Source organism: Peteryoungia algae, assembly GCF_030369675.1.
Taxonomy (GTDB): Bacteria; Pseudomonadota; Alphaproteobacteria; order Rhizobiales; family Rhizobiaceae; genus Allorhizobium; species Allorhizobium algae.
The window spans coordinates 2,346,415-2,365,000 of the sequence record NZ_CP128477.1 but is presented as its reverse complement, the minus strand read 5'-3'; the positions used below and the strand labels follow the sequence as shown (position 1 = coordinate 2,365,000).

The window sequence follows — 18,586 nt, the reverse complement described above, 5'->3', positions numbered from 1 at the left end:
CTAGTCGGCAGACACACGGCGGGTGCTAACGTCCGTCGTGAAGAGGGCAACAACCCTGACCTCCAGCTAAGGTCCCCAAGTCATGGCTAAGTGGGAAAGGATGTGAGGATCCCAAAACAACCAGGATGTTGGCTTAGAAGCAGCCATCATTTAAAGAAAGCGTAACAGCTCACTGGTCTAAATAAGGGTCTTTGCGCCGAAAATGTAACGGGGCTAAAGCCATGCACCGAAGCTGAGGATGTGGATTTATCCACGTGGTAGCGGAGCGTTCCGTAAGCCTGTGAAGGGGTACCCGTGAGGGGCCCTGGAGGTATCGGAAGTGCGAATGTTGACATGAGTAACGATAAAGGGGGTGAGAGACCCCCTCGCCGAAAGACCAAGGGTTCCTGCTTAAAGTTAATCTGAGCAGGGTTAGCCGGCCCCTAAGGCGAGGCAGAAATGCGTAGTCGATGGGAACCACGTTAATATTCGTGGGCCTGGTGGTAGTGACGGATTGCGTAACTCGTTCAGACTTATTGGATTGTCTGGGCGGGGAAGCGGTTCCAGGAAATAGCTCCACCGTATAGACCGTACCCGAAACCGACACAGGTGGTCAGGTAGAGTATACCAAGGCGCTTGAGAGAACTATGTTGAAGGAACTCGGCAAATTGCACGCGTAACTTCGGAAGAAGCGTGACCCCTTTATACGCAAGTATGATGGGGTGGCACAGACCAGGGGGTAGCGACTGTTTATCAAAAACACAGGGCTCTGCGAAGTCGCAAGACGACGTATATAGGTCTGACGCCTGCCCGGTGCTGGAAGGTTAAGAGGAGAGGTGCAAGCTTTGAATCGAAGCCCCAGTAAACGGCGGCCGTAACTATAACGGTCCTAAGGTAGCGAAATTCCTTGTCGGGTAAGTTCCGACCTGCACGAATGGCGTAACGACTTCCCCGCTGTCTCCAACATAGACTCAGTGAAATTGAATTCCCGTGAAGATGCGGGGTTCCTGCGGTCAGACGGAAAGACCCCGTGCACCTTTACTATAGCTTTACACTGGCATTCGTGTCGGCATGTGTAGGATAGGTGGTAGGCTTTGAAGCGGGGACGCCAGTTTCCGTGGAGCCATCCTTGAAATACCACCCTTATCGTCATGGATGTCTAACCGCGGTCCGTCATCCGGATCCGGGACAGTGTATGGTGGGTAGTTTGACTGGGGCGGTCGCCTCCGAAAGAGTAACGGAGGCGCGCGATGGTGGGCTCAGACCGGTCGGAAATCGGTCGTCGAGTGCAATGGCATAAGCCCGCCTGACTGCGAGACTGACAAGTCGAGCAGAGACGAAAGTCGGTCATAGTGATCCGGTGGTCCCGTGTGGAAGGGCCATCGCTCAACGGATAAAAGGTACGCCGGGGATAACAGGCTGATGACCCCCAAGAGTCCATATCGACGGGGTTGTTTGGCACCTCGATGTCGGCTCATCGCATCCTGGGGCTGGAGCAGGTCCCAAGGGTTTGGCTGTTCGCCAATTAAAGCGGTACGTGAGCTGGGTTCAGAACGTCGTGAGACAGTTCGGTCCCTATCTGCCGTGGGTGTAGGAATATTGACAGGATCTGTCCCTAGTACGAGAGGACCGGGATGGACATATCTCTGGTGGACCTGTTGTCGTGCCAACGGCATAGCAGGGTAGCTATATATGGAATGGATAACCGCTGAAGGCATCTAAGCGGGAAACCAACCTGAAAACGAGTATTCCCTATCAGGGCCGTGGAAGACTACCACGTTGATAGGACGGGTGTGGAAGCTCAGTAATGAGTGAAGCTTACCGTTACTAATAGCCCGATTGGCTTGATCGTTCTCATTGACCATGCTCATCGGCCCGGAAAAACCGGGCGATGATGCCAAATACGTGTTCATCAAAAAGAGGTTCTCGCGATAAACCGCATGCGGTTTGCGACCTCACCAGCTTCTCAACAACATTGCCCTTAGCCGACCTGGTGGTCATGGCGGGGTGGCCGCACCCGTTCCCATTCCGAACACGGCCGTGAAACGCCCCAGCGCCAATGGTACTTCGTCTCAAGACGCGGGAGAGTAGGTCGCTGCCAGGTCTGCTAAAGGCAATGTTGTCCGGTTCGAATTCGAACCTGAAAATCTTCTCAAATCACGCATTCGGCCCTGCCGAAATCCAAGGGCCGCTCAAAGCGGTCCTTTTTGCTTGGTACAATGCCGAAAAGGGCGCAAATCCCCTCGGATTTGCACCGGTAGAGACGCAAACTCTTACGAGTTTGCTCTGTCGCGATAAATCCCTCCGGGATTTACGCTGGTAACGCGGGGTGGAGCAGCCCGGTAGCTCGTCAGGCTCATAACCTGAAGGCCGCAGGTTCAAATCCTGCCCCCGCAACCAACCAAACGCGCAAATTCTCCCACTCGGGAAACTTCTTCAAAAGCTCCTCAGCATATTCGCTGAGGAGCTTTTGGCGTTTGAGCTCCGTGTCGATCTCAACCGGATGCCATGCGCGCCATCAGATCGTTTTGGGCGGCGGCCACGAACTGCTGCTGCAGCACGTCGATCACATCCATGGACGCCATGATGTTGGCGATATCGCCTGACCTGAGACCCAACTCCCCTCCAGTTTTCGGGGGAGTCTTGGGTTTTCTTGCCCTGGGACCAAACTTTGGACCGCCGGAAGCTGACGCCAATATGTTCAAGGTCCCGAAGACCGCGACCCAATAGCTGCGCGCAGTCGAATGCGACCGTCTGAGATCAATCGCTCTACCCCCTTTGGCACACTGATCAATCAGTATTGGCACCCGAGAGGCTTTTGGCCAAAGCTGTAAAATCGTAGGGTTTTGAAAGCCATTTTGCTCCGCTGAGGTCCGGAGGGATATTGACCGATTTGCCGGTCGCAAAGATGACAAGCACATTCGCATTGGCTTGTTTTGCGACCCGCGCGACATCAAATCCTGAGCCATCGGGAAGCGTCAGGTCTGCGATAAGCACATCAATCGCGCTATCTTGCAAGAGTCTGTTGGCTTCGCGGGTTGTACCAGCTTCAATCACGGTCAGATTGAGCTCAGCCAGCATGTCTGCGGTGCTCATGCGAATTAATGGTTCATCCTCAAGGAGCAGAACCGTTCGTGGTCTCGCCATCGGCTTTCTACCCGTTTCGGTAGTGGACGGGACTTTCCTGCGATCGAGAACCTGCCGGATCTTCCGCGAGAGATCCTCGCGACTATAGGGTTTGCTGAGAAGCTCTACGCCCGGGTCAAGCCGCCCTGCGTGGACGATGGCGTTCTGTGTATAGCCCGAGGTGTAGAGCACAGCCGCGTTCGGTAAGCGTTGAATGAAGAGGTCCGCCAGCTCAGTACTGCGCAAGACACCGGGCATCACCACATCCGTGAACAGCAGATCGATTTCAGCGCCAGACTCAATCACGGCCAAGGCGCTGTCGGCGTTCTTCGATTTAAGCACGCGGTAGCCGAGATCGGATAGCATCTCAGCTGCCGTCTCTCTCACTCCAAGATCATCCTCGACCAAAAGGATGGTCTCAGTACCCGCGACTGCCTCTAAGGTGCTCTGCACCACCATTGCCTCGTCTTGACGGGTGCGTGGCAGATATATCCTCACCGTTGTTCCATGGTCCACTTCGCTGTAGATTTTTACATGTCCGCCGGACTGCTTTACGAAGCCGTAGACCATGCTCAGTCCCAGGCCGGTTCCCTGGCCTTCGGGCTTCGTCGTGTAGAACGGCTCGAACACGTGCTCCAATTTGTCTGGCGCAATACCGCAGCCGTTATCCGTGACTGCGATCATCACATACTGCCCCGCGGTCACGTCGACGTGCTGGGCAGCATAAGCGTCGTCAAGGGAAGCGTTCCCAACCTCTATGGTCAGCTTCCCATGTCCATCCATGGCATCGCGTCCGTTGATAGCAAGGTTCAGCACGGCATTTTCGACTTGGGTCGGGTCAGCCAGGCAATTCCACAAGCCACCCGCTGTGACCGTCTCAATCTCGACACCATCCCCCAAAACCCGCTGAAGCATGTCGTCTAGTTCCCGCATGAGACGGGCAAGATTGATGGGCTTCGGTTCGAGAGGTTGCCGGCGGCCGAATGCAAGAAGCTGCGAGGCAAGTTTCGCACCTCTGACAACCGCAGTCAGTGCGTTTCGTGCACGTGCTTCCGCTTTTTCGTTGCCGGCAACGTCTCGCGCCAGAAATTCAAGGTTGCCTCTGACTACCTGAAGCAGATTGTTGAAGTCGTGTGCGACGCCGCCCGTAAGCTTACCGATTGCTTCCATCTTCTGCGCTTGCAAGAGCTGAAGCTCAATCTTGCTCCGCGCTTCAATTGCCTCGGCTACGCGTTTCTGCAAAGCGTCGTTGAAGGAGTGAAGTGCTTCTCGTGCACGAAGCTCTTCCGTGATCTCACGCGCTTCAATGACAGTCCCAATGGCTATGCCTTCGTCATCCCGAATTGGTGAGGCGGTGAATGCGACAGGGTAGAACCTGCCGTCTTTATGAATAAACGTTTCCTCTCCCTGTACCTGGTTTTCCTCGGGGAAAGCTCTGTCGATCGGGCAATCCTCCAAAGGGAAATGCCGGCCATCGGGGTGGGTGTGATGGATGACGTCGTGAAGGGGTCGCCCCTTAACTTCCTCAAGTTTATAGCCGGTGAGGTGCTCAGCAGCAGAATTCATGAACACACAATGCTGTCGGCTATCCATCATGAATATCGCCATCATCGTGTTGTTGATGATGGCGTTTAATCGTTGCGTGGTAAGGCCGAGTTCTCGAGCCGCTTGGTTGCGGGCTGTAATGTCCTCGATAGCTGCATAGAAAACCTTGTCGAGGTCACCAAGAAGCTGAAGTCGGACCGACACATCATAGCGGGTCCCGTCCTTCCGTCGATGGCGCGTCTCAAATTGCAGCACGCGTTCGCTCCCATCGCGAAGTGGAGCGACCATATTGATAAAAGCTTCTTTGCTAAGGTCTGGCTTCAAGTCCCAAGGTGTCAGCCGACGGAGCTCATCCATCGTGTAGCCGAGGTTTTCTCGTGCGCCGCGGTTCACCAGCTCGAAGCAATAGGTCTCGGCATTGAACAGATAGACTTCGCTGACGGAATCTTCGACCACTCTGCCCAGGCGCTCATTTACTGAAGTACTACGAACGCGCTCGATCTCAGCGGCTGCACGTCCTGCAAAGATTTCCAAGACATCTGCCGCAAGTTGGGTGTTTTCGATTGGCTCATCGTGAAGGACAGCGATCAGGCCAACCACCTGGCCGTTGATCGCCCGCAGTGGCGTCCCAACATAGCTTTCCGCCCCCATTTTCTGCAGAATCTTATCACGCGGGAATAGCTGCACGACATCGCTCGCGTAAGCGCATGTTCCCTGCTCCACGATTTGCGAGCACGGAGTGTGCGCGAGGTCGTAAGCAAAATTCTCCGCTGGTCCATTGTCCCAGAATGCGAGGGTGTGGGCCTTCTGCGCGTCATGCTGATCCACGACACACAGCAGCACCCAACGGACTGACAATGACTCGGCGATCGCGCCGACCAACAGGGGGAAGAGCTGCTCTCCAACCACTCTCCCGCACTCAACCAGCTTCGCAGCCGCGACGGATTTCCGAAGATCGACTTGTTCCACGCACATCGCCCTTACAATTGCCCCGAACACGAACGCGTGACGGCGACATTGGTTCCCGCCCGGGAAAAATTGTACTGAGATTATCCGAGGAGCAAATCGTTTATACCTAATTGGATATATTCACCGATGACAGCATAGGGCTTTCGGTGCCACCATGCGGGGAGGGAGCTTGCGGCGGAATCCGTCAGGCAAAAAGTATGCTGCAGATGATCGTTGCTCGGGTTGGGGGGGGCAGCTTTCCAAGATGCAACAGGGGGCAAGGTCATTCAAACTCGATATCTGCCGTGTTGTTGACGATCTGGACCAGCGCCCTTGCATCGATCCAAGACATTCGTGCCCGCGCACGAACGACTTCTACAGCGCGCTGATTTCTTGCAATCGAGCCCAAGAAAGGGCTGCCTGCTGATTTATGGGCGCCTTGTTGCGTCCAAACTGGCGGCCTTGATCAGGCTCGACCGCTTGCGGCTTTGATAGTGGCCGTGTCCGGCATCCACGAGCGAGCCGCGTTCCATGACCGTCTTGCCGCGAACGAAGAGACGCACGGGCCAGCCCGTCACCTCCAGGCCCTCATAGGGTGTGTAGTCGGCACCGTGCTGAAGGATGTCGTTGGTCAGTGTAACCCGCTGCGTCGGATCCCAGAGCGCTATGTCCGCATCGGAACCGATCGCAATCGTGCCCTTTTGCGGGTACATGCCGTAGAGTTTCGCGTGGTTGGTCGAGGTCACCGCGACGAAACGGTTGATGTCGATCCGGCCTTTCATTACCCCTTCGGAGAACAGGATCGGCAGGCGGGTCGAGACGCCCGGAATGCCGTTCGGGATCCAGCGGAAATGCCGCTTTCCCTTCTCGTTCAGCTTGCCTTCCGGATCGTCGAAGCGGAAGGGGCAGTGGTCGGAGGAGAACAGGTCGAAGACGCCCTGCTCGATCCCTTCCCAGCAAGCGTCCTGGCTTGCCTTGTCGCGCGGTGGCGGCGAGCAGACGAATTTCGCGCCATCCAGCCCTTCGAGATCGAGGTCGTCTGCCGTCAGCATCAGATATTGCGGGCATGTTTCGCCAGCGATTTTCTGGCCCCGCTGGCGGGCGCGGCGGATTTCTTCCATGGCCTCGCGGTTCGAGACATGCACGATGACGATGGGCACGTCGACGATTTCGGCGAGCGACAATGCGCGATGGGTTGCCTCCCGTTCGGCTGCGACGGGTCGGGTCGTGGCGTGGTACTTCGGCGCGAACTTGCCTTCATCCTCGTGCCGTCCGATCAGGTAGCGGATGGCGTCCTCGTTCTCGCAGTGAACCATGACTAGCGCGCCGGTTCGTCTTGCCGTGTCGAGCGTGGCGAGGATCTCGTCGTCGCGCAGGCGAAGTCCCTCATAGGTCATGAAGACCTTGAGCGAGGTGTAGCCGTCCTCGACCAGGGCTGGCAGTTCCTGGCCGAGCACTTCGGCCGTCGGATCGGTGATCACGAGGTGGAAGGAAACGTCGACGTGGCATTTTCCCTCGGCCTTGGCATGGTAGATCTTCAGCGCTTCACGCAGGGACTGACCCTTTTCCTGCATGCAGAAGGCCAAGACCGTGCTGTTGCCGCCAATGGCGGCTGACTGCGTGCCGCTGTCGAAATCGTCGGCCATGACAATGCCGTCGCCGGAGGGCTGGTCGAGATGCACATGGCTGTCGATGCCGCCGGGAAGCACGAAAAGGCCGGTGGCGTCGATGACTTCTTCGGCATCCGTGATGTTTGCGGCGAGTGCGGCAATACGGCCATCCTTGATGCCGACGTCGCTGACGAAGGTATCGCTCGCCGTTACCACCGTTCCGTTGCGGATCACCGTATCGAAGCGCATCTCATGAAATCCTTTCGTTGCAGCCGTCAGCTTGCCCTTGCCAGGCCCACGTCCCCAGCGAGGATGCGGTCAAGGGCAGCTGTAAAACGGTCGACCTCCTCAATCGTGTTGTAATGCACCATCGAGACGCGCAGCATGCCGCCGTGGTCGGTGAGGCCAAGATATTCGGCAAGCCGGCGGGAGTGGAAGTCGCCGAAACGCATGGCGATCTTCTCTGCATCCATGGCCTTGCAAAGATCGCCTGCCTCGCGACCGTCGAAACGGAAAGCGATCGTCGGCACGCGCTGGCTCTCGCGGTTTACGGACTGGCCAACGATCATGCAGTCATTGCGGGAACGCAGATAGGTCAGCAGCCGTTCGGTGAGCGCGTCTTCCTGGGCTGTGATGGCGGCATAACCGGCCTCGATCTTCTGGCGGGCCGATCCTGTCTCCCCGGCCCGTTCTCCCAGAGAGACGAGATAATCGACGATCCCGCAGGTCGAATAGGCAAGCTCATAGTTCGGATTTCCCGGCTCCAGTTTTCCTGGGACTTTGTCGTAGCCGTAGAAGTAGTGATAGAGCGGGTCGAGTGCGAGCAGGAGATCGTATTTGCCGTACATCAGCGCGTAGTGCGGGCCGTAGGTCTTGTAGAGGCTGAAGACATAATAATCGACGTCCAAGGCCTGAACGTCGACGGCGCGGTGCGGGGCATAGGCGACGGCATCGACGCAAATCTTTGCACCTCTGGCATGGACGAAATCGGCGATCTCACGGATCGGGTTGATCGAGCCCAGGAGGTTCGAGCAGTGGGTGACGCAGACGAGCTTGGTCCGCTCGGTCATCAGCGGCGCAAGGTCAGCGAGGTCGAGCGTCAAGTTTTCCTTGTTGAGGGGCCAGACTTTGAGCACCACACCGCGTTCCTGCAGCCTATCCCAGGGACCGATGTTGGACTCGTGATCCGCTATGGTGATGACGATCTCGTCGCCCGCTGACAATTGGCTGTGCATGGCCTTGGCCAGATTCTGCAGCAACGCGGTGGTGGAGTTGCCGAAGACGATCTCTTCCGGGCGACCTGCATTGACGAGATGCATGGCGGCAGTGCGCGCTTCGTAAAGCGCTGCGGCTGCGGCTTGCGAGACTTCGTAGGACCCACCGATCTGGACGTTCTTTTCGAACAGGAACGTGTTGATGCGTTCGACGGCACCCTTGAGGATCTGCGATCCCCCGGCATTGTCGAAGAAAGTCCAGCCGCGGGCAAGCCCCGGGAACTGGCTGCGCACGTAGTCGAGATCGAGCGTCTTGGTTGAACTGTTTGCCATGGCGGTGTGTCCTCCGGTCTTGTTCTTGTTCAGTGATTGAGGACTGCGCGCAGGAAGCCGCGCGTCCGCTCATGTTTCGGGGTGTCGAAGATCTCTTCGGGAGGCCCGCTCTCGACCAGCCGTCCGCCATCCATGAAGATCACGCGGTCGGCAACCTGGCGGGCAAAGCCCATCTCGTGTGTCACGACGACCATAGTGACACCTGATCCGGCGAGCTTGCGCATGACGTCGAGCACTTCGCCGACCATTTCCGGATCGAGCGCCGAGGTTGGCTCGTCGAAAAGCAGCACGCGCGGCTCCATGGCCAGGGCTCGGGCGATCGCCACACGTTGCTGCTGGCCGCCGGAGAGATGGCCCGGATATTTCTCTGCCTGCTCCGATATGCCGACGCGGGCCAGCAATTCGCGCGCCTTGCGCTCTGCTTCCGCTTTCCCCGTGCCACGGACCCGCATCGGGGCGAGCATGACATTCTTCAGCACCGTCATGTGCGGGAAGAGGTTGAAGGACTGGAAGACCATCCCGACCTCGGCGCGCACCTTGGCAAGGGCAGGGCCGGGTTCGACGCGGATGCCGTCGACGGTGATGCGGCTTTCAGGTGCGAAGGCTTCGAGATGGTTGATGCAACGAATGAGCGTAGATTTGCCGGAGCCGGATGGGCCGATGACGCAGACGACTTCGCCTTCGGCAATGTCGAGGTCGATATCGTGCAGCACGGTGAAGGTGCCATAGGCCTTGGTCAGGCCGCGGACGGAGATGAGGGGCGTGTTCGTCTCAGTCATCAGCGTTTCCCCCGGCTGAAATGTTTCTCGAGTCGTGAGACGACAGCGACCATCGGCCAAAGCAGGGCGATGTAGATAAGCGCCGCGCCGATCAGCGGCGTCGGATTGGCGGCGAGCGCCTGCGCCTGGGTCGCCTGCTTCAGAAGGTCGGGCATGGCGACGACGGAGGCGAGAGCCGTGTCCTTCATCACGTTGATGCAGTTATTGGTGAGCGGCGGAATGACGATGCGGATCGCCTGCGGAAGGATTACGTCGACCATCGTATGACGGTTGGATAGGCCGAGTGCCGCCGAGGCCTCGAACTGGCCATGGGGGATGGCCTCGATACCGGCACGAAAGATCTCCGCCGTGTAGGCTGCCGAGACGAGCGACAATGCGGTTACGGCAGACAGGAAAGGCGAAAGCCGAATGCCAACAAAGGGGAGCGCGTAATAGACAACGATCAGCAGCACCAGCAGCGGGATCGAGCGGAAGATGTCGATATAGATGCGGATGAGGAGCTTGAAGAAGGCCGGCGCGTAAAGGCGTGCTACCGCCAGAAAGAGACCACCGGCGAGACCGACGAGAATGCTCGTGATGCCGATTTGCAAGGTCACAACCAGACCCCAGAGCAGGGCCGGAAGGCTGTTCAGCAGGACGTCGACGTTGAAGAAGGTATTGATGAGTGTCATGCCGTTTCGGCTCCCATGGCAGGCCGGCGGAACGAGACCGTTCCACCGGTTGCGTTTCGAGCGTTACATGGCCTTGGGCATGTCGAGTACGGTGACTGTCGAGGTGGTGTCCTCGGCCTTGGCACCGAACCAGGTCTCATGCAGTTGGGCGATGAAGCCCTCTTGCTTAAGTGTGGTGATGACGGTGTTCACTTCGGCTGCGAGCGGATCATCCTTGTTGAACATGATCGAGTATTTCTCGCCCGTCGGGATGCGTTCAACCACCTTCAGTTCCGGCTTGTCCTTGACGTAGTAGAGAAGGGCCGGAATGTCGGAAATGTAGCCGTCGATGCGGCCGGCAACCAGGTCGAGCATCGCGGGCTGGAGACCCTCGAAGCGGCGAATTTCTCCGAGCTTGTACTCGCCCTTGTTGGCATCGGCCCACATGTCGCCGGTCGAGCCGGTATCCACGCCGACGACTTTGTCGCCCATGTCGGCCAGGCCGGTGATGCCCGAGGCGGCCGTTACCGTAAGCGACTGGTCGCTGTCATAGTATGGCTGGGCGAACGAAACTGATTCCAGCCGCTTTTCGGTGATGGTGATCGACGAGATCGCCATGTTGATGCGGCCAGACTGGACAGCCGGGAAGAGGCCGTTGAATGGCGTGTTGACGAATTCGACTGTCTTGCCGAGGCGTTTTGCGATCTCGTTGACGAGGTCGACCTCGAAACCGGTGACCTTGCCACTGGCGTCTTCAAATTCCCACGGCACATTGCCGATATTCGCGCCGACCGTCAGGTCTGCTGCGTGCACCGGGCTGCCGAAGGTGGCCAGCAGGCCTGCCACCAGTGTTGCCTTGACTGTGGATGAACGTGTCATGAGAGTTCCCCTTGTTTTTTGAACATGACTCAATCTACATTGGTCTAACTGGTCAGACCAGTCAGGCCAAACAAGCATGCTGCTTTCTGCTTGGCAAGGGGCGGCCAGAAAAAATACACTTGCGCTTCGAAACAGGCTGCCGGGGAAGAGACCGCATGTTCAACAAGACGCTCGTGCCACAATCCGTGGCACGCGAGATCCAGGGCATGATCCAGTCCGGCCAGTTGAAGCCGGGTGAGAAAATCCCGTCGCAACGCGAGTTCTCACAGAAATTCGGCATTAGTCGCGCGTCCTTGCGCGAAGCCTTGCTGACCCTGGAAACGCTGGGCCTTCTGAAGACGGAAGCGGGCAGGGGGACGTTCGTTGCCAGTCCGGCAGCCACGGCCGGCACGAGCGGTCATATGGCGCCTTGGCGTTATTCCGACAGCTATTCGGTCTTCGATGTTTTCCAGACCCGTATCCTGCTCGAAGGCGAAATTGCGCGGTTAGCCGCAGGCCGTCTTGCCCAGTTGCAGCTCGACAAAATGGAGCAGGCGACCAGAACGATGGAGGACTGCTGGGCCAGCCAGGATCTGCTGGCCAATGTCGAGGCCGATCTCGAATTTCACGGTACAATCGTTTCCGCCTGTTCGAATGCCATGCTCAAGGCGCTTTACCAAACGGTGCGGGATCAGGTGACGGAGACTCAGCGGCAGCCGATCCCGATCACTGATCCCGAGAGGATGCGGGAATCGATCAGTGAGCACCGAAAGATCATTTCGGCGCTCCGGTCGAATGATGGCCAGCGGGCTAAACTCGAGATGGAAACCCATATCCGCAATACCGCCCGTTGTGCGGGACTGGAGCCGTAAGGTGTGTCAGCCAGGCTAGCTTTCAGACGGATCGGATTGCACCGCCATCCACTCTGATCTTGCTTCCCGTCACATACGAGGCGGGCTCGGAGGCCAGGAACACGGCAACTGCGGCAAATTCCTCAGGCCGACCATAACGCCCGGTCGGAATGCCGGCAGCGGATGCGGCCGCGATCTCCTCGACACTCTTGGCTGAACGGCTGGCTGCGGCTGCATCGAGTTCGTCCACCCTTTGTGTGTGAATGCGCCCCGGAAGAAGCACGTTCACCGTGACACCTTCTGAGGCTACTTCCGCAGCAAGTGTTTTCGACCAGCCTATCAGGGCCGAGCGAATACCGTTCGAAAGCGCCAGCCGTGCGATCGGCTGTTCTACTCCTGAGGAGGCGATCGATATGATCCGACCCCAGCGCTTTTCCCGCATCCCGGGCAGAAGACTAGTGGTCAGATGGAAGATGTTGGCAGCCATCGTCTCGAAATTGCCGATCCAGTCCGTTCGTTTCGCATCGATGGCTGCAGCCGGCGGCGGGCCACCAGAATTGTTGACGAGAATGTCGACACCCCCTGCCGCAACCAGAGAGGCAATTGCCCCGTCCACGCTGTCGATGTCGGAAAGGTCGAGCTGCAGCGGAATGACGGTACCGGACGTCGGTGCGAGCTCGGATGCCCAGGCCGAAATGGCCGAGATGTTGCGGGCGGCGGCATAGACTGTCACCCCTTCTTCGGCGAGCCCGCGGGCAATCGCGGCGCCCAGTCCGCGGCTTGCACCCATCACAAGAGCGGTTTTGTTTTTCAAGCCCAGTTCCATCAGCGGAGTTCCTTCAATCTTCTGTCCTGGCGCGCGATGAGGCGCTCGACCTCATTGATATCGGCGGGAGAAAGCGATCCCCCCGGTTTGCGCAGTGTCGGCGTGGCGATCGCGCCGCGTTTGGCCATGATGTATTTCCGGATGGAGAGGCCGAGGCCCGGTTGCTGTTCGTAGCGGGCAAGTGGGAGATAGGCGTCGAAGATGTCCTGGGCGCGCTCGGCATCCCCGCGCTCATGGTGGAGGACGACGTCGCGCATCATCTCCGGATAAGCAAAGCCGGTCATGGCGCCGTCCGCCCCGCGCGCCATCTCTTCCGGCAGGAAGACGCCGCCATTGCCGCACAGGATTGATATGCGTCTCTTGCCGGGGGGCTCCGACGCGGTCCTGAGTGCGGTAATCTTGGAAAGACCAGGCCAGTCCTCGTGTTTAAGGCAGACGCAGGTCGGGATCTGATCGATGATCGTCTGGATGACGGAGACGGGGATGGTGACGCTTGTGACGAGAGGGAAATCCTGCAGCACGAAAGGCGTGTCGCCAATGAACTCCGCCGCCTGCTTGTAGTAGGTGACGATCTGCTGATCGTTGCGCAGGGAGGATGGCGGAGCAATCATGACACCTGCAGCGCCGTCATCCATCACCATCGTGGTCAAGGCCTGCATCTGGGCAAAGCCCGCAGCAGAGACACCCGCTACAACAGGCACGCGGCCATCGACCCTGCGAAGGATCCGTCGGACATAGGTTTGCGATTCCTCGATGGTGAGCTTTTGCGCTTCCCCCATCATTCCAAGCACGGTCAGTCCAGTCGCACCGCGCTCAAGGTAGAAATCGACCATGCGGTCAGTGCTATCCAGATCGAGTTCACCCGTCTCCGTAAAAGGGGTGAGGGCGATAACATAGACGCCTTTTGCCTTTTCATTCAGCCTCATCATTGGCTGTCTCCTTGATGTTTTGGGTATCTTGCATGGCCAAAAAAGCCGTGCGGCTGGCCGATCATCTTTTCGAGGCCCATGCGCTCGATCAGCAGGCAGGCTTGCCTGTCGGCTTCCGCGACGACCTCATCAAGGTCGGTCAGCAGGGGGCGGCCACCTTCGAGCAGAACCTGCCCGTCGATCACAACGGTGTCGACGTCATTGCCGTTGGCGAAGTAGGAAAGGCGGAAGATCGGCATTTGGTAGGGCGCGAGGTGCGGGCGCATCATGTCGACCACCACGATGTCGGCCTTCTTGCCGACTTCGAGGGACCCAAGGTCCCGGTCGAGCCCCAAGGCGGTCGCGGCATCGATCGTCACCATTTCAAGGGCCTTGCCTGGAGGCAGGACGGAGGGATCGCGAAAATGCGTGCGGTGGTAATGCATGCACTGCTGCATGTGCCGGAACATGTCCGCCGATCTGTCCGGCGCAGTTGCATCGGAGCCAATCGCCACCACAGCACCCGCCTCGATCAGTTCGATCGCCGGGCATCGGCCGAGGATGGAGGCGATGGCGCTGGGATTGTGGGCGATGCGGGTACCTGTGTCGGCGATGATGCGGATCTCTTCTGGCGTGATGTCGATGGCATGAGATAGAAGCGCGTCCGGACCGAGGATGCCGAGCGTCTCTGCGCGGGAAACCGAGCCCTTCCAGTGACCATCCTGGGTGAACACCACGCCCGCCTCGCGCGAGAGCGCCCGCACGGTCTTCGTCTGAGCGACCGCAGCCTCGTAGTCTGCGGCAGACATGTCGCGCTGATGTTCGTCGCGCAGCACAGGGGTGAGCAAGGCGATGTTGAGGCGTCCGCGCCCATGCCACATCTCGAGGAGTTTGCGGCTGACAATCAACTGCTCCTCGTATGTCACGGGCCCTTCTGACGCCTTGCCGTCGTGCCACGACGCATAGGTTCGCGGATGCGGAGGGCGGGTTGGTCCGACGGCGACGACTGAGCGCGTGCCAATTTCAGCGACGCCCTCGCAATGCGCGCTTCCATAGGCGACGTCATCCGTCCGCATGATTGTGTCGCCGCCACCGAGAAGCGAAACGCCGGTGGTGACGCCGAAGCGCAGCCGCTCAAGGGCTGCAAGCCGCGCCTCCGCGAACCAGAATTCCGGTGTCGAACCGACGGTATAGGCAGCGTTGCAGATCTCTTCCCAGTGATTGCCTTGCTCCATGCCCATAGTCTTGATCAAGCCGTGGCCTGCATGGGCATGGACGTCGATCATTCCGGGCATCACCACCTTGCCGCTGGCGTCGATCTGCCGCTCGGCCTGGTATTCTCTGTCGATCTCGACCGCGTGCCCTACCGCCACGATGCGACCTTCGTGGACGGCGAGTGCACCCTTGTCGAGGACGCGGCGACTGCCGTCCATGGTGAGGACGGTGCCGCCAATGATGATCAGGTCGACGTGCCTCATGGTGCTCTCTTCCCGGTCTGGAAATCAGGAAGCCGCGTCACGTCGAGCACGCAATCCTGGCGCATGCGCCAGTCCGGCCAGGATCCGGACAGGCCTGTCACCCTCAGCGGATTGTAGAGATAGAGCCATGGAGGATCCACTTGCAGCGCGTGGAAGGCCTTTTTGAAGATCTCCGCACGTTCAATTGGATCAACAGTTGCCCGTGCCCTATCGAGCAAGTCTTCGACCTCGGCATTGTGGAAGCCCAGCCACCAGGAGCCATTGGCCCTTTGATCGATCTTTTCAGCAAGGATGCGGAAGGTGCTCAAGGGGCTTGAATCGAAGACGCACATGTCGCGCACCTGTTTCAGGCGCACGCCATGGGCATAGGCCTCGCGGTCCGTGTGGAGGTGTATGTTCAGCGTCACGCCAATTGCGGAAAGCTGCTCGGCAAGAGCGGCCGTCAGTGCCTCGGCTTCATCGGGAAGGCGTGTCGGGCAATCGACCTCGATGGTCAGGCCGTCGCTGAAGCCGGCCTCGGTAAGCAGCCTCTGTGCCTGATCGCGATCAGGGCGCAGATCCTCCGATGGCAGGCTGCCGAAATGTGCGGGGCTGACGAAGCCGGTCAGTGGCTTTGCTGCACCTCTCACCACACGATCGATCAGGGCCTGGCGGTCGATCGCCAGATTGAGAGCGCGGCGAACGCGGCTGTCGGTCAGCGGTCCCTTGAAGGCGTTGAAAAGATAGATGATGGCGACAGGGACGAGAGATGTGACCCGCGTATGCCGGCCCGTATCTTCGAGCGCCTTGGATGCTTCGAAATCAAGGCTGTTTGCCACCTGCGCCTGGCCGGAGATCAGCATGTCCAGCCGCGCTTCCCGGTTTTGTTCCAGGCGGAAGGTGAGTTCGGCATTGGCTGGTCGCTCCCCATGCCAGCCATCGAAACGCTGGAGGTGCAGGGCATGGCCGGGTTCGTAGGATACCAGGCGATAAGGGCCCGTGCCGACCGGTTGTGATGTGTCTCCTGCCTCGTAGCGTGCCAGTGCGGAGGGAGCGATCACATAGCCGTAAACCAGGATGTCGAGGAGATCGGCGATCGGCTTCGACAAGCGGATGGCGACCGTGTGAGGATCGATTGCCTCGATTTCTGCGTCACCGAGATACTGATGCCAGACACCGGGCGCCCCCAGCGTGTAGCCTTTGTCGGGACGGGCCATGCGTGTCAGGGATTGGCAGACGGCCGCCGCATCGCATGGGCTGCCATCGTGAAAGCTCAAGTCTTCCCTTAGCCTGAATGTCCAGTGTCGCGCATCCGGTGTGACATCCCAGGAGCTTGCCAGCGCTGGCACGTAGCCACCATCCTTGCCATAGCGCACAAGTCCGTCGAACAGGGCGTCGAATACAGCCAGCATGTCATTCGCATCGGTACAGTCATGCGGATCTTCGACGGCGAGGCGCGGTTGAACAATGACGGCGGACGAACTCACTGGCTTTTCCTTTCGGCATCATTCCGATCATGGAGATGGCATGCGACGGCGCTGCCATCCGGCTGGGGCGTCAACACCGGACGGTCGACCGCGCATCGATCGAATGCCATGGGGCAGCGCGTTCTGAAGCAGCAGCCGGAGGGCAGGCGCAGTGCGCTTGGCACTTCGCCGACGATCTCGATCTTCGGCTTAGCCAGCGACTTGTCGATGGTCGGCGCGGCCGAGAGCAGAACCTGCGTGTAGGGATGTTTCGGCTGGCTGAACAACTGGTCGCGGCTGGCCGTCTCCACCATGAAGCCGAGATACATGACGCCGATCCGGTCGGCGATGTGGTGAACCACCGAGAGGTCGTGCGAGACGAAGAGATAGGAGAGGCCGAACTCGTCGCGCAGGTCCATCATCAGGTTGAGGATCTGCGCCTGGATCGAGACGTCGAGCGCCGATACCGGCTCGTCGGCAATGATGATCTTTGGCCGGACCGACAATGCGCGGGCGATGCCGATCCGCTGCCGCTGACCTCCCGAAAACTGATGCGGGTAGCGTCCCGCCTGTTCGGCATTGAGGCCAACCTTCGCCAGAAGTGCGATCGCCTCATCATGGAGTTCGCGTCGACTGATCTTGCCCCCGGCTTGAGCGCGTCTCGGCTCCATCACGATGTCCCTGACCCGCTGCCGAGGATCGAGTGAGGCATATGGATCCTGGAAGATCATCTGCAGCTTGCGGCGGATCGGACGCATTTCCCGAAACTTCATGCGGGAGATGTCTTCGCCATCAATCCGGATTTCGCCTGCGGTCGGCTCGTAGATCCGGGCGATGGTTTTGGCCACGGTCGACTTTCCGCAGCCGGATTCGCCCACCAGGGCCATGACTTCGCCGGGGGCAATCGACAAGTCGACTCCGTTCACGGCGCGCAATTGCTTCTGGGGGGCAAGCAGCTTTCCTTTTCCGAATTGCAGCCGATCAAAAATGCCTCCAACTGGAAAGGCTTTCACCAGGCCACGGACCTCGAGTACGGGGGGCGTCATGGAACAGTCTCCTCCAGAGGAAAGTGGCATGCGGCGTCCAGCGATCCGCGAACCGGAGACAGGACCGGTGTATGTTCAGTGCAGATGGTCTGGGCCCGGAAACACCGATCCCTGAAGCTGCACCCTTGGCCGAGGGTGCGGATGTCCGGCACGGTGCCTGGAATCTGGCTCAGACGTGCCCGGCGATCGGTGATCTTCGGAATGCTGTCCAAGAGCCCGCGCGTATAGGGATGGGCAGGGGACTGGATGATCTCCGTCGTCAGGCCCCGTTCCACTACCTTTCCGCAATAGAGCACGACCACCCGGTCCGCCATCTCGGAGACAACTGCGAGATCGTGGGTCACAAGGATCATGGCGGCCCCGCGATCAAGGATCTGGCGGCGCATGAGCTTCAAGATCTGGGCCTGGACGGTGACGTCGAGGGCCGTGGTCGGTTCGTCCGCGATGATCAGGCGGGAACCGGCCAGGAGGGCGATGGCAATCACGACGCGCTGGCGCATGCCACCAGAGAACTGGTGCGGATAGGCGTCGAGCCGGCTGGCGGCCTCCGAGATGCCGACGTCCTCGAGCATCTCGATGCAGCGTGCACGCCGCGCCTTCTGATCGAGGTCGGTATGCAGGCGCAGCATTTCGTCCATCTGGCGTCCGACCGTGTAGACCGGATTGAGAGACGTCATGGGGTCCTGGAACACCATGGCGATTTCGCCGCCGCGCACTGCGCGCATCTGGTCTTCGCTCTTGCGGGTCAGATCTTCGCCAGCAAAGAGAATACGGCCGGCCTCAATCCGTCCGGGTGGATCGATCAGGCCGAGAATGGAAAAGCCGATTACCGATTTCCCGCCACCGGACTCGCCGACGAGGCCGACGACCTCTCCCGGGCGAACGTCGAAGCTCACGCCATCGACGGCTTTCACCACGCCACCGAAGGTATGGAAATGTGTCTTGAGATCCCGGACTTCGAGAAGTGCTTCGCCCATGGTCGCTGTCTCC

Annotated in this window: 14 protein-coding genes, 1 tRNA gene and 2 rRNA genes (1 of these 17 cut by a window edge); 4 read left to right on the top strand and 13 right to left on the bottom strand. The window is 59.2% G+C overall.

The window, feature by feature from the left end:
- The 3 genes from QTL56_RS11420 to QTL56_RS11410 all read left to right on the top strand — a co-directional run.
- Positions 1-1,831 (top strand): 23S ribosomal RNA (locus QTL56_RS11420); it begins 969 nt to the left of the window's first position.
- 137 nt (positions 1,832-1,968) lie between these two features.
- Positions 1,969-2,083, top strand: a 5S ribosomal RNA gene (gene rrf, locus QTL56_RS11415).
- 219 nt (positions 2,084-2,302) lie between these two features.
- A tRNA-Met gene (locus QTL56_RS11410) sits at positions 2,303-2,379 on the top strand.
- Positions 2,380-2,474: 95 nt separating this feature from the next.
- Here the strand turns inward: QTL56_RS11410 and QTL56_RS11405 are convergent.
- The 7 genes from QTL56_RS11405 to QTL56_RS11375 all read right to left on the bottom strand — a co-directional run bounded on the left by QTL56_RS11405 (position 2,475) and on the right by QTL56_RS11375 (position 11,063).
- The gene (locus QTL56_RS11405; RefSeq protein WP_280640715.1) at positions 2,475-2,597 is read right to left on the bottom strand and encodes a hypothetical protein; all 123 of its coding nucleotides are present in this window, start codon (positions 2,595-2,597) and stop codon (positions 2,475-2,477) included.
- Between the two features lie 172 nt (positions 2,598-2,769).
- Positions 2,770-5,619, bottom strand: a complete 2,850-nt coding sequence (locus QTL56_RS11400; RefSeq protein ID WP_245135542.1) for a PAS domain S-box protein — start codon at positions 5,617-5,619, stop codon at positions 2,770-2,772.
- Between the two features lie 407 nt (positions 5,620-6,026).
- A complete protein-coding gene (gene hydA / locus QTL56_RS11395; protein WP_245135544.1) occupies positions 6,027-7,457 on the bottom strand; it encodes a dihydropyrimidinase in 1,431 nt (476 codons plus the stop codon).
- Between the two features lie 26 nt (positions 7,458-7,483).
- Positions 7,484-8,755: a cysteine desulfurase-like protein gene (locus QTL56_RS11390; RefSeq protein ID WP_245135546.1), complete on the bottom strand. Its 1,272-nt coding sequence runs from the start codon at positions 8,753-8,755 to the stop codon at positions 7,484-7,486.
- Between the two features lie 29 nt (positions 8,756-8,784).
- Complete coding sequence (locus QTL56_RS11385; protein ID WP_245135547.1) at positions 8,785-9,534, bottom strand: amino acid ABC transporter ATP-binding protein; 750 nt, start codon at positions 9,532-9,534, stop codon at positions 8,785-8,787.
- Entirely contained in the window at positions 9,534-10,205 is a 672-nt protein-coding gene (locus QTL56_RS11380; RefSeq protein ID WP_245135549.1) for an amino acid ABC transporter permease, read from the bottom strand. Before QTL56_RS11380 ends, QTL56_RS11385 begins: the two co-directional genes overlap by 1 nt.
- 63 nt (positions 10,206-10,268) lie before the next feature.
- Positions 10,269-11,063: an ABC transporter substrate-binding protein gene (locus QTL56_RS11375; protein WP_245135551.1), complete on the bottom strand. Its 795-nt coding sequence runs from the start codon at positions 11,061-11,063 to the stop codon at positions 10,269-10,271.
- Between the two features lie 155 nt (positions 11,064-11,218).
- Here QTL56_RS11375 and QTL56_RS11370 point away from each other — a divergent pair, with 155 nt between their 5' ends.
- Positions 11,219-11,914, top strand: a complete 696-nt coding sequence (locus QTL56_RS11370; protein ID WP_245135554.1) for a FadR/GntR family transcriptional regulator — start codon at positions 11,219-11,221, stop codon at positions 11,912-11,914.
- Positions 11,915-11,936: 22 nt separating this feature from the next.
- On the opposite strand, the gene QTL56_RS11365 is transcribed toward QTL56_RS11370, so the two are convergent.
- The 6 genes from QTL56_RS11365 to QTL56_RS11340 are packed head-to-tail and all read right to left on the bottom strand — an operon-like array spanning position 11,937 to position 18,573.
- Positions 11,937-12,719: an SDR family oxidoreductase gene (locus QTL56_RS11365; RefSeq protein ID WP_245135556.1), complete on the bottom strand. Its 783-nt coding sequence runs from the start codon at positions 12,717-12,719 to the stop codon at positions 11,937-11,939.
- Positions 12,719-13,648, bottom strand: a complete 930-nt coding sequence (locus QTL56_RS11360; RefSeq protein ID WP_245135557.1) for a dihydrodipicolinate synthase family protein — start codon at positions 13,646-13,648, stop codon at positions 12,719-12,721. Before QTL56_RS11360 ends, QTL56_RS11365 begins: the two co-directional genes overlap by 1 nt.
- A complete protein-coding gene (locus QTL56_RS11355) occupies positions 13,645-15,105 on the bottom strand; it encodes an amidohydrolase family protein (protein ID WP_245135559.1) in 1,461 nt (486 codons plus the stop codon). The genes QTL56_RS11360 and QTL56_RS11355 overlap by 4 nt, the downstream gene beginning before the upstream one ends.
- Positions 15,102-16,571 carry an ABC transporter substrate-binding protein gene (locus tag QTL56_RS11350; RefSeq protein ID WP_245135561.1) on the bottom strand — a complete coding sequence of 490 codons (1,470 nt, stop codon included), beginning with the start codon at positions 16,569-16,571 and terminating at the stop codon, positions 15,102-15,104. The genes QTL56_RS11355 and QTL56_RS11350 overlap by 4 nt, the downstream gene beginning before the upstream one ends.
- Positions 16,568-17,596, bottom strand: coding sequence for an ABC transporter ATP-binding protein (locus QTL56_RS11345; protein ID WP_245135563.1), 1,029 nt, complete (start codon positions 17,594-17,596; stop codon positions 16,568-16,570). Before QTL56_RS11345 ends, QTL56_RS11350 begins: the two co-directional genes overlap by 4 nt.
- Positions 17,593-18,573: an ABC transporter ATP-binding protein gene (locus QTL56_RS11340; RefSeq protein WP_245135566.1), complete on the bottom strand. Its 981-nt coding sequence runs from the start codon at positions 18,571-18,573 to the stop codon at positions 17,593-17,595. Before QTL56_RS11340 ends, QTL56_RS11345 begins: the two co-directional genes overlap by 4 nt.
- Positions 18,574-18,586: the final 13 nt, after the last annotated feature.